Annotated in this window: 16 protein-coding genes; 14 read left to right on the top strand and 2 right to left on the bottom strand. The window is 69.6% G+C overall.

Annotated elements, in window-relative coordinates:
- The first annotated feature begins 43 nt into the window (after window positions 1-43).
- Window positions 44-946, top strand: coding sequence for a ribonucleotide reductase barrel domain-containing protein (locus AC6CH2_RS06875; protein ID WP_498268565.1), 903 nt, complete (start codon window positions 44-46; stop codon window positions 944-946).
- Window positions 947-969: 23 nt separating this feature from the next.
- Here AC6CH2_RS06875 and AC6CH2_RS06870 read toward each other — a convergent pair whose 3' ends face one another.
- Entirely contained in the window at window positions 970-1,323 is a 354-nt protein-coding gene (locus AC6CH2_RS06870; RefSeq protein ID WP_498268564.1) for a hypothetical protein, read from the bottom strand.
- Window positions 1,324-1,415: 92 nt separating this feature from the next.
- Entirely contained in the window at window positions 1,416-2,252 is an 837-nt protein-coding gene (locus AC6CH2_RS06865; protein ID WP_498268563.1) for a universal stress protein, read from the bottom strand.
- A 180-nt stretch (window positions 2,253-2,432) separates the two neighbouring features.
- Here AC6CH2_RS06865 and AC6CH2_RS06860 point away from each other — a divergent pair, with 180 nt between their 5' ends.
- The 13 genes from AC6CH2_RS06860 (at window position 2,433) to AC6CH2_RS06800 (ending at window position 15,454) form a co-directional block, all read left to right on the top strand.
- Window positions 2,433-3,083, top strand: coding sequence for a BON domain-containing protein (locus AC6CH2_RS06860; RefSeq protein WP_498268562.1), 651 nt, complete (start codon window positions 2,433-2,435; stop codon window positions 3,081-3,083).
- A gap of 26 nt (window positions 3,084-3,109) precedes the next feature.
- Window positions 3,110-3,286, top strand: a complete 177-nt coding sequence (gene cydP, locus AC6CH2_RS06855; protein ID WP_498268561.1) for a cytochrome oxidase putative small subunit CydP — start codon at window positions 3,110-3,112, stop codon at window positions 3,284-3,286.
- 6 nt (window positions 3,287-3,292) lie between these two features.
- On the top strand, window positions 3,293-4,870 hold the full coding sequence (locus tag AC6CH2_RS06850) for a cytochrome ubiquinol oxidase subunit I (RefSeq protein ID WP_498268560.1): 1,578 nt from the start codon (window positions 3,293-3,295) through the stop codon (window positions 4,868-4,870).
- On the top strand, window positions 4,867-6,009 hold the full coding sequence (cydB, locus tag AC6CH2_RS06845) for a cytochrome d ubiquinol oxidase subunit II (protein ID WP_498268559.1): 1,143 nt from the start codon (window positions 4,867-4,869) through the stop codon (window positions 6,007-6,009). The genes AC6CH2_RS06850 and cydB overlap by 4 nt, the downstream gene beginning before the upstream one ends.
- Window positions 6,009-6,134: a cytochrome bd-I oxidase subunit CydX gene (gene cydX, locus AC6CH2_RS06840; RefSeq protein ID WP_082559664.1), complete on the top strand. Its 126-nt coding sequence runs from the start codon at window positions 6,009-6,011 to the stop codon at window positions 6,132-6,134. Before cydB ends, cydX begins: the two co-directional genes overlap by 1 nt.
- The gene (locus AC6CH2_RS06835; protein WP_498268558.1) at window positions 6,134-6,388 is read left to right on the top strand and encodes a cyd operon YbgE family protein; all 255 of its coding nucleotides are present in this window, start codon (window positions 6,134-6,136) and stop codon (window positions 6,386-6,388) included. Before cydX ends, AC6CH2_RS06835 begins: the two co-directional genes overlap by 1 nt.
- A gap of 83 nt (window positions 6,389-6,471) precedes the next feature.
- Window positions 6,472-6,894: a universal stress protein gene (locus tag AC6CH2_RS06830; protein ID WP_498268557.1), complete on the top strand. Its 423-nt coding sequence runs from the start codon at window positions 6,472-6,474 to the stop codon at window positions 6,892-6,894.
- 52 nt (window positions 6,895-6,946) lie between these two features.
- Window positions 6,947-8,626, top strand: a complete 1,680-nt coding sequence (locus AC6CH2_RS06825) for an ABC1 kinase family protein (protein ID WP_498268556.1) — start codon at window positions 6,947-6,949, stop codon at window positions 8,624-8,626.
- Window positions 8,627-8,845: 219 nt separating this feature from the next.
- Window positions 8,846-9,202, top strand: a complete 357-nt coding sequence (locus tag AC6CH2_RS06820) for a hypothetical protein (protein ID WP_498268555.1) — start codon at window positions 8,846-8,848, stop codon at window positions 9,200-9,202.
- 157 nt (window positions 9,203-9,359) lie between these two features.
- A complete protein-coding gene (locus tag AC6CH2_RS06815; protein ID WP_498268554.1) occupies window positions 9,360-10,937 on the top strand; it encodes a thymidine phosphorylase family protein in 1,578 nt (525 codons plus the stop codon).
- Window positions 10,934-11,845 (top strand): ribose-phosphate diphosphokinase, encoded by a 912-nt coding sequence (locus AC6CH2_RS06810; RefSeq protein WP_498268553.1) that lies wholly within the window; start codon window positions 10,934-10,936, stop codon window positions 11,843-11,845. The genes AC6CH2_RS06815 and AC6CH2_RS06810 overlap by 4 nt, the downstream gene beginning before the upstream one ends.
- Window positions 11,842-14,334 (top strand): phosphoketolase family protein, encoded by a 2,493-nt coding sequence (locus tag AC6CH2_RS06805; RefSeq protein ID WP_498268552.1) that lies wholly within the window; start codon window positions 11,842-11,844, stop codon window positions 14,332-14,334. The genes AC6CH2_RS06810 and AC6CH2_RS06805 overlap by 4 nt, the downstream gene beginning before the upstream one ends.
- Window positions 14,327-15,454, top strand: a complete 1,128-nt coding sequence (locus AC6CH2_RS06800; RefSeq protein WP_498268551.1) for an acetate/propionate family kinase — start codon at window positions 14,327-14,329, stop codon at window positions 15,452-15,454. The genes AC6CH2_RS06805 and AC6CH2_RS06800 overlap by 8 nt, the downstream gene beginning before the upstream one ends.

Genomic DNA, 15,454 nt, shown 5'->3' with positions numbered 1-15,454 from the left:
GTGTCTGAAACACCATCCGGCATCGAGCCGGCCAGGAACCGCCTTGACCCTTCTGACGCGATTCACCGACCCGCGCGCGGTCGATCTGTGGGACAGCCGGTTCCGCTGGCGCAGCGGCGGCCGGCTTCGGGACCGCACCATCGATGCGACCTGGCAAAGAGTCGCGCAGGCGCTGGCCTCGACCGAAGGCGACAACGGCGCCTACTGGCGCAGCCGTTACGCGTTCGCGTTCGGAAGTTGGCAGGTACTGCCCGACCCCGCATTGCTGCGCCACGCGGGTACCGATACCCCGGTGCCGCTGCTGTGCGAGCCGCGGGCCGTCGTCAATGCCGGAGTCTTCGTCACCGATCCGCATACCCGCCAGGCGCGCTTCGATCACAAGCGTTTCGGCGCGGCGGCCGCCCTGGCGGTGCGCATGCTCGACGACGCGGCGATGGCCTACGGCCCCGGCGGCGAGCAGCCGCTGCGGTTCGGCATCGGCCTGATCGGCCTGGGCGACGCCTTGGACCGCCTGGGCCTGGCGTATGCCTCGGGACGCGCGCCCGCGGTCGCCCAGGCGATCGCGCGGAGCCTGGCCTTCGGCTGTCTGCAGGGGGCGCTGCAATTGGCCGGGGAGCGCGGCAGCCCCGCCGACGACGGCACTGGCGGCCTCGCCGAGCTGTGGCGGTACCGCGGCTTGCCGGCGGCGCTGACCGACGCCGTCGCGCGCCAGCGGCGGCATCGCTGCCTGACCCGGATCGAGGCGCAGCCGGAGCTGGCCCGGCTGGCCAACGGCGCCAGCGAGGCCTTGGATCCGGCCCGTACCCCGCAGGTCAAGGCATCGGGAAGCGAGGAATGGGAGTTGCACATGGCGGTGCGGGCGATACGCGCGGCGGTCCAGCCGTGGATCGATGCGCCGGTCGGCGCGGCCGCGACCTGCCGCGAGCCGGCTCTGATCGACGGCTGAGCGGGAGTCGCCGCTGCGCCGGCTCAGCGGGCTCGGAACAGTTTGCGCAGTATCCCGGTCGTGCCGTGGCGCAAACGCGACAGCAGACCGCGTTCGTGCGCGGGAACGGCGGCGAGCGCGGTCGGGTCCATACCCGCCAGGTCCGCACTCTCCAGATCCGCACTCTCCAGGTCCGCACTCTCCAGGTCCGCACTCGCCACTTCCATGCCCGGCAAGTCCATCCCCAAGTCCGCGCCCGCGGGTTGCGGGGCCGCCGCGGGAGCCGCGTCGGGCCCCAGCACGGCGATCACGACGTCGTCTTCGATCCAGCGCAACTGGCGTCGCAGCGCCGCTTCGAGAGCGGCCGGTTCGTTCGGGGCAGGCTCAAGGCGAGGCATGACGGACTCCGGGAAGGGACCGGCGATCGGCGCCGGCGCGGGCGCAGACGCGCCGGCGGGCCGAGGAGGCGAGCGCGCCACGGGCGGCCATGTCAGTGCCCGAACAGAACGGGCAGGTCGGAGGCGATCAACAGCTCGCGGGTGACGCCGCCCAGCGCCCACTCGCGCAGGCGCGAATGTCCGTAGCCGCCCGCGACCAGCAAGTCGGCGCGCATCTCGCGCGCGTAGTACAGCAAGGCGGCGGCGACAGTCTGGCCGAGAGCGGGCCGAGCCATGCGGGACGCCTTGACGCCGTGGCGGACGAGATGCTCGACGATCCGGCGCGCGGAGGGCTCGATGTCCTGGCCGTCGTCGGTTTCCACCGTCAGCACTTCGACCTTCTCGGCGCCCGCCAGCAGCGGCAGCGCATCGTGGACCGCGCGCGCGGTTTCGCGGGTCGGTTGCCAGGCGATCGCCACGCGGCGCGGCGGCACCGTCAGCACGCAGCGCGGCGGCACCACCAGGACCGGCCGGCCGGATTCGAACAACAAGGCGACGAAATACTCGTGCGGCACGACCGCCTCGAGCGTGTCGCCCACGGCGCCGGCGACGACGACGAGATCGGCGTCGTAAGCCTGCCTGGCGGCCAGTCGCGGCGCCTGCGAATACAGCGCTTCGGTCAGGCGCGCTTCCGCGGACGCCGATTCGCTCTCCAGCCGGATCTTCAGCTTCGCCAGATTGATCTCGCCGCGTTCCCGCAACACCGAATGGATCTCGGCCGCCGCCGCGTCGGGCGTCAGTCCCCACGGGTGGGTCATCGGCATGGGCAGGTCGACCATTTCCAGCGCGGTCAGATGGGCGCCGTGCGATTTCGCCAGCGCCAGGGCCAGGGTCAGCGCGTCGCTGTCGCCGTCGCTGCCGGTCATCGGAATCATCAAGTCCTTGTACATGAGCGTTCTCCGCAGCCGCGATCGGCGTAGCGCTTATTTCCGGCCCGGCGCCGGCCCTGCGTATTGATCTGGGTCAACGCTCGCGCCGGGCGCGGCCGCGCGGCGAGGACTTGATCTGGATCAAGCCGGCGGTTCGCCGGCACGGGCGTAATGGCGTCGGTTTTCCATCCGGAGTCGGCCATGAACAGCGAGCGGTTGCGCAAGTACGTCCTGGAAGAACTGGCGTTCGATCCTCGGATCGACGCTTCGGGCATCGGCGTCGGCGTCGACGAACGCATCGTCAAGTTGACCGGGCATGTCCACAGCCTGGCCGACAAGATCGCGGTCGCCGAGGCGGTGGAACGGGTCAAGGGCGTGCGCGGCGTGGTGCTCGACATCGAAGTGCGCAGCCCGCCGGATTCCCACATATCCGACGAGGTGCTGGTCAAGCGCGCCACCGACGTGCTCGATTGGGATACGACCTTGCCGGCCGGAGCGGTCAAGGTCAGCGTCGACCAAGGCTGCCTGACCCTGACCGGCACCGTCGATTGGCAGTTCCAGCGCAGCGAGATCGAAAAGGACCTGCGCTGCCTCGCCGGCGTGATCGACATCGACAACAAGATCGCGATCCGCAGCATCAGCTGCAAGCAGGACGTCAAGCGTTCGATCAAGGACGCGATGCACCGCCGCGCCGACGTGCAGGCCTCGAACATCCGGGTCGACGTCGACGAGAACGGCAAGGTCACCCTCAAGGGCAAGGTCGAGGACTGGCAGGCGCGGAACACCGTCGAGGACGCGGCCTGGCTGATCGCCGGCGTCAAGGACGTCGACAACCGGGTGCGCGTGCGGTGATAGAGGCCGGCCCGCCGCCGGGATCGGTGCACGGTCCGGTCGCGACGCCGCGGCTCAAGCGCGTACTGGCGCGGGGCATCGTCGCGACCATCGCGGTGAAGCTGGCGCTGCTGATCGTGTTGTATCTGCTGTTCTTCTCGCCGTCGCACCGACCGCATATCGATGATGCTGCGGTCGACCGGCGCCTGTTGCCCTCTAGGTGAATCGCCATGCCGGACTTACATGTCGTCGATCTGTCGCGATTGCAATTCGCGCTGACCGCGTTGTACCACTTCCTGTTCGTGCCGCTGACCATCGGCCTGGCCCTGATCATCGCGATCATGGAAAGCGTGTACGTGATGACCGGCCGGGCGATCTGGAAGCAGATGACCCGCTTCTGGGGCATGTTGTTCGGCATCAATTTCGCCATGGGCGTGGCCACCGGCATCACCATGGAGTTCCAGTTCGGCACCAACTGGGCGTATTACTCGCATTACGTAGGCGACATATTCGGTGCGCCGTTGGCGATAGAAGGCCTGATGGCCTTCTTCCTAGAAAGCACCTTCGTCGGCCTGTTCTTCTTCGGATGGGACCGGCTGAGCAAGCTGCAGCACCTGACGGTCACCTGGCTGACCGCGCTGGGCGCGAACCTGTCGGCCCTGTGGATTCTGATCGCCAACGGCTGGATGCAGAACCCGGTCGGGTCGCAGTTCAATTTCCAGACCATGCGCATGGAGATCACCGACTTCGCCGCGGTGGTGTTCAACCCGGTCGCGCAAGCCAAGTTCGTGCACACCGTCAGCGCCGGCTATGTCACCGGGGCGATGTTCGTGCTGTCGATCAGCGCCTGGTATCTGCTGCGCGGGCGCAACGTCGAGATCGCGCGCCGCTCGATGGCGGTGGCCGCCAGCTTCGGCCTGGCCGCCTCGCTGTCGGTGGCGGTGCTCGGCGACGAGAGCGGGTATACGGCGTCGGAAAACCAGAAGATGAAGGTCGCAGCGATCGAGGCCGAGTGGCGGACTCATCCGGCTCCGGCCGCGTTCACGGTGTTCGGCCTGCCCGACATGGAGCGCCGCGAAACCGCGCACGCCCTGCGTATTCCGTGGGCCTTGGGACTGATCGCGACGCGGTCGGTGGACCAGGAAGTGCCGGGCATTCACGAGTTGGTCGAGATCAACCGCCAGCGCATTCGCAGCGGTATCGCCGCATACGCGGCCTTGCGCGAGCTGCGCGAGGACCGCGACGATCCGGGCAAGGCCGCCGCTTTCCTGGCGCTGCGCGACGATCTGGGCTTCGGCCTGCTGACGTTGCGTTACGTCGCCGACCCGGCGCTTGCCGACGAGGCCGTGATCGAGCGGGCAGCCTGGAGCACGGTGCCGAACGTGCCGGTGCTGTTCTGGTCGTTCCGGATCATGGTCGGGCTGGGCCTGTTTTTCATCGCTCTGTTCGCGTGCGCGTTCTATCTGTCGGCCCGCGGCCGCCTGGAGCGGCCGATGTTCCTGCGGGTGGCCCTGTGGAGTCTGCCGCTGCCCTGGGTCGCGGCCGAGCTGGGCTGGATCGTCGCCGAGTACGGGCGCCAGCCGTGGGCGATCGACGGCGTGCTGCCGACCTTCCTCGGCGTGTCCTCGACCAGCTCGGCCCAGGTGCTCGCGAGTCTGATCGGGTTCGTCGTGCTCTACACCGGGCTGGCCGTGGTCGACGTGATGCTGATGTTGCGTGCGATCCGCTCCGGGCCCGACCAACTCAAGTTCTGGCCGGCGTCGCGCCGCGATGCCGCCCGACCCCTGCCGGCGAGGATCGCGTCATGATCGACCTGATCGACTATTCGTTGTTGCGCACGATCTGGTGGGTCCTGCTCGGCGTGCTGCTGATCGGCTTCGCCCTGACCGACGGTTACGACCTGGGGCTGGGCGCGATCCTGCGCCTGATCGGCCGCGACGATATCGAGCGCCGCATGGCGCTGGAATCGATCGAGCCCAACTGGGAAGGCAACCAGGTCTGGTTCATTCTCGGCGGCGGCGCGGTCTTCGCCGCCTGGCCGTTGCTGTATGCCGCGTCGTTCTCCTCGTTCTATTTCGCCATGCTCCTGTTGCTGGTCGCGCTGATCCTGCGGCCGGTCGGGTTCGCGTTCCGCAACCGATTGCCGCACGCGCGTTGGCGCGGCGCCTGGGACTGGGCGTTGACGGTGGCCGGCGCGGTGCCGTCGCTGGTGTTCGGGGTGGCGTTCGGCAATCTGCTGCTGGGCGTGCCGTTCCATTTCACTCCCGAATTGCTGCCGGTCTACGACGGCGACTTCATCGGCCTGTTCCGGCCCTTCGCCCTGCTGGCCGGCGTGATCAGCCTGGCCATGCTGGTGATGCACGGGGCCTGTTTCGCCGCGATGCGGGTCGAGGACCCGGTCGGCGCGCGCGCCAGGCGCATCGCCCGCATCGCCGCCGCCGTGGCGGCCGCGGCTTTCGTCGGCGCCGGCGTGTGGTTGCGCTTCCTGCCGGCGCCGGCCATCGTCGGCAGCCTGCGCGCCGATGCGCCGTCGGATCCCCTGGTCAAGCACGTGCTGTTGATCGATGGCGGATGGTTCGCGAACTACGCTCTGAATCCGTGGATGACCGCGGTGCCGGTGGCGACGGTGTTGGCCCTGGTCGCGGTGGTGTTGATCGGCAAGCGGTGGCTGGCGTTCCTGGCCAGCGGCACCGCGGTGGCCGGAATCATCCTGACCGCGGGGCTGGCGATGTTCCCGTTCCTGATGCCGTCCTCGACCGATCCGGCGCACGGCCTGACGGTCTGGGACGCGTCCTCGAGCGAGCGCACGCTCGGCATCATGCTGGTCGCCGCGGCGATCTTCCTGCCGTTGATCCTCGCCTACTCGGCCTGGGCCTTCCGGGTCATGCGCGGCACGGTGACGCGGGCCCACGTGGCATCCCAAGACGACGCCGGAGGCGCCTACTGATGTGGTACTTCGCCTGGATACTGGGCTTGGCCCTGGCCTGCAGTTTCGGCGTGCTCAACGCCATGTGGTTCGAGCTGCGCAGCGATGAAGAGCGCGATCGCCGCGAAGTGCTGGAGGACGACTGATGGCGCGCGCCGTCTCGCTGCTGCTGGCGTCGGCCCTGGCCCTGGGCTTGCTGTTCGTTCCGGCGATGCGCGGCGGCGAGATGACGGCGGCCGCCCACGGTTGGCTCAGTCCGTTGATGCTGTCGATCTGCGCGGGTTTCGTCCACGGCCTGGGCTATCGGCCCGCACGGCCGTGGGCGCGGGCGCTGCTGCACCCGCTGCTGCTGTGGCCGGCGATGGCCGGGCTGGCGGTGATCTGGGCGCGCAGCTTCTAGGCGGGGCTTGCTTGATCTCGGTCAAGACGGGCGCCGCACGCGTGCGGGATCCTGTGGCTACTCAAGTGCCAAGGAGAACAGTCATGCGCATCCTGATCGCGGTCGACGGCAGCGACGCCGCACTGCGCGCCGTCCGCCATGCGATACGTCTCGCCGGCGAGCTCGAAGAGCCGCCCGAGCTGCACCTGCTGTATGCCGACGAGCCGCTCATGCGCAGCGTGGCGCTCAGCCTCGGGCTGGAGGGCACGGCTCGCTTCCACGCCGATAACGGCAAGGCGGCGACGCAGAAGGCCAGGGCGCTGTTGAAACGGGCCAAGGCCGTTTGCGAAGAGCATCTGGTGGTCGGCGACCCGGCCGCCACCGTTCTCAAGTTCGCCAAGACCCGCCGTTGCGACCTGGTGATCATGGGCTCGCACGGGAGGTCGGCGCTGAAGAGTCTGTTGCTCGGCTCGGTGACCAGCAAAGTGCTGGTCGGCTGCCCGGTGCCGGTGACGATCGTGCGCTGAACCGCCCGCTGTCGAGGCGGCACGGCCGCCATACCGCAAGGAGTCGCCGCGCATGTGGGAGACGCTGACCGCCGGCCAGGATCTCGGCCGGCTGCACACTCTGGCCTCGGTCCTGGTGCGATACGGGTTCGGCGATCTGGTGCGTCGGCTCGGGCTCGCGCGGACGCTCGCACGGGCCGGCCGGATCTTGCCGCTGGAGCGCCTCGAGCGCTTGGTGGCGATGCCACCGCAGGTGAGGGTGCGCTGCGCGCTGGAGGAAATGGGGCCGACCTTCGTCAAACTGGGCCAGGTGCTGGCCACGCGCGTGGACTTGTTTCCGCCGCAATGGATCGCCGAGTTCAGCCGCCTGCAGAACGCCGTTCCGGCCGTGCCTTTCGAGGCGATCCGCTCGGAAATGTCGGCGGCGCTGGCAGGCGATCCGGCATCGATGTTCGCCTGGCTCGATCCCTCGCCGCTGGCCGCGGCCTCGATCGCCCAGGTGCATCGGGCCCGACTGCCGGACGGTCGCGAGGTCGTCGTCAAGGTACGGCGCCCCGGCATCCGTCCGCTCATCGAGGCCGACCTGCGCCTGCTGCAGTACGCGGCAGGCAAGATCGAGGCGAAGTTTCCCGACATGCGCCGCTATCATCCCCTCGGCATGGTCCGGCAGTTCCACGCATCGCTGCTGGGAGAGCTCGACCTCGCCGCCGAGTGCCGGCATGCCGAACGCATCGCCGCCGACCTGGCCGGCGACGGACGCGTCGTGGTTCCGGCGGTGCACTGGCCGTACACGAACGAGCGGATGAACGTCCAGGATTTCGTCGACGGCATCGCCGTAGCCGACCTGGCGGCATTGGACGCCGCTGGCCTGGACCGCACCGGAATCGCGCGCGCCGGTGCGCAGGCCGTGCTGAAAATGATGCTCGAGACGGGCTTTTTCCACGCCGATCCCCACCCGGGCAACGTGTTCGTGCTGCGCGACGGCCGCATCGCCTTGATCGACTTCGGCATGGTCGGCCGGCTGTCGTGCGCGCGCCGCGCGGAAGTGGTGAGCTTGTTGTTCGGATTGGTCGAAAGAGACCCCGAGCGCGTCACCGAGGTGCTGCTCGACTGGACCGGGCGGGCGGATGTGGAGGAAGGCCAGCTGGCCATCGACATCGACGCGTTCATCGACCGCTATCACGGGGTGCCGCTGGGGCGGCTCGACCTGGCGGCGATGCTGCTCGAGGTGGTGGCGCTGCTGCGGTCGCATCGGCTGGCGTTGCCGGCGGACCTGGCCCTGTTGATCAAGGTCTGCCTGACCCTGGAGGGGATGGGCCGCAGTCTCGACCCTGGGTTCGACATGGCGCTGCAGGCGCGCCCGTTCCTGCGCCGGGCGATGAGCGCGCGGCTGCATCCGGGCGCGGTCGCGCGCCGCGGCGCCCGGTCGCTGGCGGATACCGCCAGCGTGCTGGCGAGCCTGCCCCAGGACCTGCGGCGGGCGCTGCGCGCGATGCGCACCGGCGGGGCGCGGCTGCATATCGGGATGGACGAGCTGCGCGGTTTCGGCAGCCAGATGGCCCACTCGGCCAACCGCCTGGCCGGCAGCATGGTGATCGCCGCGCTGATCGTCGGCTCGTCGATCGCGATGACCGTCGAAGGCGGGCCCACATTGTTCGGCCTGCCGCTGTTCGGGCTGATCGGTTTCGCCGGGGCCTCGCTTGCCGGCCTGTGGCTGCTGATGTCGATCTTTCGCAGCGGCGGCGGACGTTAGCGCTGCGCCTGCGCCGGAGGGCGGTCGTCGACGCAGGCGGGCGGCAGCGCCGAAGCCTTCGGGAACGCGCCGAACCGGATCTTGATCTGAGTCAGTGCGCTCGCGCCCGGGCGGATTAGCCTGCAATCGCCTGCACGAGCGGGCGCCGGCGCCGACGCATCGCACGGTGCGGTCGGCTGCCGGTCCGATCCGGCTCGCCAACCTGGAGGAGGATCGATCATGAGACGGCTGCTTGCACTCGCGTTGGCGGTTCCCCTCGGCGGCTGCGTGTCGCAGATCTTTCTCGACGGCAGCCCGGCCGATGTGGGTCATATCGCCGGCGGCGCGGTCGAAAAGCGGGTCTACGCGATGTCCAGCGAAGCCTGCGGTCGAAGCGAGCCGGTTCTGCACTATCGGCTGCTCCAGCGCGGTCGCGACGGTTGGGTCTCTACGTGCGCCGATGTCGAAGGTTTCGCGTTCCGGCCGGGCAACGATTACTTTTTGCAGGTCACCGAGCATCGGGGCGAGGGCGATGCCGCGCCGGTCCGGCTGATCCTGAAGAAGGTGATCGAGATGCGGCCGCGCGCGCGAAACTGACCGCGCAGTCCGGTTGCGCGCCGGCGTGCGCGAAGCCGGCCGGACGGTAACGCGCAGCGAGCGAGCGGGCGACGGCGGCATCGGCCGCGATTGACCGAGGTCAATACCGCGTCGTTCGAGCGCTCTAGTGTGAGATCGGGTTTTCCTGGATCCGCACATGCCATCGACGCAGAGCCACGACGGCCCCGACCCCGTCCGCGATCGCGGCCCCGATCGCCGCCCCGATCGGTCCGGTGCCGGCTTGCCGGTGCGGCGTGCGGGCATCGACACCTACCGGCAGCCCGTGGTGTATCTGCACCGGGACTGCACGGTGTCGCGCGCCGAGGGATTCGCGGCGCTGACCCGAGTGCGGGTGCAATGCGAGGGGCGCGAAGCCGTGGCCCTGCTGAATATCGTCACCGGCGAGTGGCTGGGCACGGACGAGGCGGCGTTGTCCGAAGCCGCATGGCAGATGCTCGCGCCGGAACCCGGCGCGACCGTGAGCCTGGCTCACGCCGAACCCCCGGGTTCGGCCAGCGTGTTGCGCGCCAAAGTGTTCGGAAAGCGTCTGAGCGAGGCGCAGTTCGAAGCGGTGTTGCGCGACACGCTCGCGGCCAGGCTGTCGGACATCGAACTGGCGGCCTTCGTCACGGCCTGCGCCGGCGACCGCCTGGACCTCGACGAATCGGTCGCGCTGACACGGGCGATGGTGACCGTCGGGGACCGGATCGAGTGGGGCGCGGGACCGGTGCTCGACAAACACTGTGTCGGCGGCCTGCCCGGAAACCGGACCACGCCGATCGTGGTCTCGATCGTCGCCGCGCTGGGCCACCGGATTCCGAAAACCTCCTCCCGGGCGATTACCTCGCCGGCCGGCACTGCCGACGTCATGGCGACCATGACGGATGTCGACCTGGACGTCGCGGCCTTGCGCAGCGTGGTGAACCGCGAAGGGGGCTGCATGGCGTCCGGCGGGAGAATGCGGTTGAGTCCCGCCGACGATGTCCTCATTCAGATAGAACGGCCCCTGGACCTGGACGGCGACGGCCAGATGGTCGCGAGCATCCTGTCGAAGAAGGTCGCGGCCGGTTCCACCCACGTTCTGATCGACATCCCGGTGGGCCGCACCGCCAAAGTGCGCACGATGGCCGCCGCCGATGCGATCGCGCGGCGCCTGGCCTTCGTCGGCGAAGCGCTCGGCCTGCGCATCGGCATCCATATTTCCGACGGCGGCCAGCCGGTCGGGCGCGGCATCGGGCCGGCGCTGGAAGCGCACGACGTACTGGAGGTCCTGCGCAACTCGCCGCAGGCGCCGGGCGATCTGCGCGAGCGCGCACTCGACGTCGCCGGCGCGGTGCTCGAGCTGTTGCCCTGCATCGCGCCGGGGAGCGGGCGCGCCCAGGCCGCGGGCGCGCTCGCGTCGGGGGCGGCGATGAGGAAGTTCCTCGCGATCTGCGAGGCCCAGGGCGGCTTCCGCGAGCCGGGCAGGGCGCGCTTCGTCGAACCCTTCGTCGCCTCGTTCGACGGGCGGCTGGGCTGCATCGACAACCGCCAGCTGGCGCGCATAGCGAAGCTGGCGGGCGCGCCCCGCCAGCCGACGGCCGGAGTGGTGTGCACGCTGCGCGAGGGCGATTCGATCCGGCGCGGGATGCCGCTGTTCCTGGTTCATGCCGGATCGAAAGGCGAACTGGCATATGCGCTGGACTACGCCAGGGCGCATCCGGAAACGTTGAGCGTGCGAGGCGCGCCGAGATGACCACGGTCGTGCTGCCCTTTCCCGACGATGGCGCGCTGGCGGGTTCGGTAGCGCGGGCGTTGCACGCGCGGGTGGGCGAGCTCGAGTGGCGGCATTTCCCCGACGGCGAGTCGCTGGTGAGAATCGACCCTGCGATCGAAGGCGCCGACGTCGTCGTTTTCGCGAGCCTGGCCGATCCCGACCGCAAGGCCTTGCCCCTGCGGTTCGTCGCCGACACCGCGAAAGCGCTCGGCGCGCGCAGCGTCGGCCTGGTGGCGCCGTATCTGGCCTACATGCGCCAGGACGCCCGCTTTCGCCCGGGCGAAGCGGTCGCGGCCAGAGCGTTCGCCGGGTTCCTGGATCAGAGCGTCGACTGGCTGACGACCGTGGATCCTCATCTGCATCGCATCGGCACGCTCGGCGAGCTCTACCGTATCCCCGTTTCCTGCGTGGACTCGACGCCCGAGTTGGCGAAATGGATACGCGGCGAGGTCCGCGACCCGATCCTGATCGGCCCCGACGGCGAGAGCGCGCAATGGCTCGCGGGCATCGCCCGGCAGGCCGGGATGCCTTACGAGGTCTTGCGCAAACGACGCCGCGGCGATCGCGAGGTCGAGGTGAGCGCGCCCGACCCGGAACGCCTGCGGCGCTTCACTCCGGTGCTGGTCGACGACATCGTTTCCACCGGCCGGACGCTGATCGCCGCCGCCGAACAGTTGCGCGGGCTCGGGCTTGCGCCGCCGGTCGCCGTGGTGATCCATCCGGTCTTCAGCGGCGACGCCTATGAGCTGCTGAAACGCTCCGGGCTGGAACGCATCGTCAGCACCGACAGCATCGCCCATGTCAGCAACCGGATCGGCCTGGCCGAATCGATCGCCCGCGCTGCGGCCGCGCACCTGGAAAGAATCGGCAAAGGAGCCGGGCCATGATTTACGACGAAACCCCTGAGGAACTCGCGCTGGCCTGCGCCACGAGCGCGGAACTGGACGCCCCGTCGCGGCGCCGGATCGAGGCCGAAGCGGCGGATCGGCGCACCAGGGACCGCGGCTTCGCCCACTGGGCCGCCGGGTATGGCGCGATCGTGCACGATCCGCTGACCCAGGTGCGGATTCATGCATGGATCGAAGCGCTGGTCGGGCAAGGCGCGCTTCCCGATGCGGCGACCGGCTATCGCCGCCTGGCGGCTGCCGACCGCATCGCGAGCGCCGGGATGTGGCTGGTCGTTCACATGACCTACGCCCAGGCGGTTCGGCTGGACGGCGGCGCGTTGGACGCCGGGCAGTTCAAGCGCCATCCCGAGGGCCATACCGGCGGTTCATTGAACATGGTTCCGGCCTACGCCGGTTATCTCGCGGTCAATGCGCTGACCGGACACACGCGCGCCTGGCTGATGGGGCAAGGGCACTGCGTCGCCGCGGTGGATGCGCTGAATCTGCTGACGGCCAACATGACGCCGGAGCATGCCGGACGCTACGGCCTGGACGACCGGCGCCTGTCGCGGTTCGTCGGCGATTTCTATTCCTGCGAGGTGGGCTGCGATGGACACCCGGCGTCTCCGTTAGGCTCGCATGTGAACGCCTATACCGCCGGCAGCCTGCAGGAAGGCGGCTATCTCGGCTTCGCCGAACTGCACTACGTGCATGCGCCGCTGCCCGGGGAACGGCTGGTGGCCTTCCTCAGCGACGGCGCTTTCGAAGAACAGCGGGGCAGCGATTGGGCGCCGCGTTGGTGGCGCCCTCACGACTGCGGCCTGGTCGCGCCGATCATGGTGCTCAACGGGCGCAGGATCGAACAGCGCAGCCAGATCGCCCAGGAAGGCGGGGAGCGCTGGCTGCATGCGCATCTCAGGCTCAACGGATTCCAGCCGATCGGGCTGGACGGGCGCGATCCGGCGAGCATCGCCTGGGGCATTCACGCGATCGAGCTGCGCGAACAGACCCGCATCGACGCCTATGCGAGCGCCGGCTTCGACACCAGCGCGCCGTTGCGGTACGGGATCGCGCAGGCGCCCAAGGGATATGGTTTTCCGGGCGCCGGCAGCAACCGCGCCCATAATCTGCCGTTACCGGGCAATCCCTCGAGCGACGAGGACTCGCGCCGCCAGTTCAACGCGGCATGCAGGACCTTGCACGTAGCCGAGCCGGAGTTGCGGGAGGCGATCTCGGTTCTGGCCACGCACGCTCGGCAGGGGCGGCCGATGGAGCGGGACCACGCTCTGGCCACGCGGCGGGTGCGCCCGCCCGCAGCGCCGTCGCCGCGATGGCGCGCGCTCGGAGAGTCGGCCTCGCCGATGGCGGCGCTGGACGAATGCTTCGTGGCGATACTGGCGGCCAACCCCGGGCTGCGGGTGCGCGTCGGAAATCCCGACGAGCTGCGCAGCAACCGTCTGGACCGCACGCTGGACCTGCTCAAGCATCGCGTGCAGTCGCCCGAGCCCGGCGTGGCCGAATCCCATGCCGGCAGCGTCGTCACCGCCCTCAACGAGGAGGCGGTGGTCTGCGCCGCACTGGCCAACAAGGGCGGCATCAACCTCGTCGTCACCTACGAAGCGTTCGCGGTGAAGATGCTCGGTGCGCTCCGGCAGGAACTGACTTTCGCCCGGCAGCTGCGCCGCGCCGGCCGGGCTCCGGGCTGGCTGTCGGTTCCGCTGGTGTTGACCTCGCACACCTGGGAGAACGCCAAGAACGAGCAGTCGCATCAGGATCCGACCCTGGTCGAGGCCCTGCTCGGCGAAATGCAGGACTCGGTGCGGGTCGTCTTCCCTGCGGACGCGAACAGCGCTTGCGCCGCCCTGCAGGCGGTGTACGCCGATCACGGCCGGATCGTCGCGTTGGTCGTCCCCAAGCGCGCGCTACCGGTCGTGCTGGATGCCGAGCAGGCGACGAGGCTGCAACACGACGGCGTGCTGTTCCTCGAACAGGATCTCGACGCGGCGCTGGACCTGGTCGCCACCGGCGCCTACCAGTTGGCGGCGGCGAGGAAGGCCTGGCGCCGCCTCGCCTTGCATGGCGTAGCGGCGAATCTGATCTATCTCGCGGAGCCGGGCCGGTTCAGGACGCCCCGCGACGAGGAAGAAGCCGGCTACGTGCACGACGACGAGGCGGTAAGGCGCTGGTTCGCGCCGGGACGGCCGAGGGTGCTGCTGACCCATATGCGTCCGGAACCGTTCCTGGGTGCGCTGCGCAGGTTGGACGACGGGCCGGGCCTGACCGCCGCCCTGGGCTATCGCAACCGCGGCGGCACCCTCGACGTCGACGGGCTGATGTTCGCCAATCGGTGTACCTGGGCGCACGTTCTCATCGCCGCCGCCACCGTGACGAACCGCAGCGCGGCTGCCTGGCTCAGCGCCGAAGAGTACGACGCGGCCCTGGGCTGGGGCACGCCGGGAGTGTTGTGGCGGGACGAGCGCGATGAATGAATCGGACGAAGCGAGCGTGTTGGTGCTCAACCTGGGGTCGGCCACGCTCAAGGCGGCGCGATTCGAACGCTGCAGCGCTTCGCCGGCGCGGCCGATCCGGCTCTCGCAGCGGATGCAGATCGCACTGGACAGTTCGAGCCCCGACCTGGACGCCGCGCTTGCCGAGGCGATCCGCACTCTGGATCTGGCTGCGGCACCGGCGCTGGTCGGACACCGCATCGTCCACGGTGGCGATGCCGAGCGCGCGCGCGTGCTCGACCGCGCCGAAATCGATCGATTGCATGGGCTGACGGGCCTCGCGCCGCTGCATCAGGGCGCGGCGCTCGGCCTGGTGCGCCGGGTACAGGCGCAATGGCCGGCGGTCCGGCAATACGCGGCGTTCGATACCCTGTGGCATGCCCGCCTGCCGGCCAATGCCCGGCGGCTCGCGGTGCCCAAAGCCTGGGATGCGCTGGGCATCAGGCGATACGGCTTTCATGGTCTCGCGTTCGCCTCGGCGATGCGGCGCGTACAGGCGGCCCACCCACGCCTGGGTCGGGAGAAGACAGTATTGGCTCACCTGGGAGGCGGCTGCAGTCTCTGTGCGGTGGCCGACGGGCGAAGCCTCGATACCACGATGGCGAGCACCCCGCTCGACGGACTGCCGATGGCGACGCGCAGCGGGTCGCTGGATCCCGGCGCCTTGCTGCATCTGTTGAGAACGCAGGGGCTTGGCGCGGATGCGCTCGAGCAGGCGCTGTACCACCAATGCGGTCTGCGCGGAATATCCGGGCTGTCCGGCGACGTGCGCGAGCTGCTCGCCGCGGGCGGCGCCGACGCGGCGTTGGCCCTGGACATCCTGGCCTTGCGCACCGCACAAGGCATCGCCTCCATGGCGACCCGGCTGGGAGGAATCGATCATCTGATTTTTTCCGGCGGCATCGCAGCCAATTCGCCGCCGGTGCGGGCCGCGATCGCGAGCTATCTGGGATGGCTCGGCATCGGGTTGGACCGGGCCGCCAACGCCCGCGGCGATGCGCGCATCGACAGTCCGCAAAGCCGCGCGCGCATCTGGCGAGTGGATGTCGACGAAGAGTCCGAGATCGCCGCCGCCGGCGCCGTTGCGACGTCCTGCCTCTGA

It is taken from the genome of Lysobacter sp. GQ73 (assembly GCF_059758755.1).
Note: the sequence above shows the minus strand (reverse complement) of the source record. Positions and strands in the feature narration are given on the sequence as shown.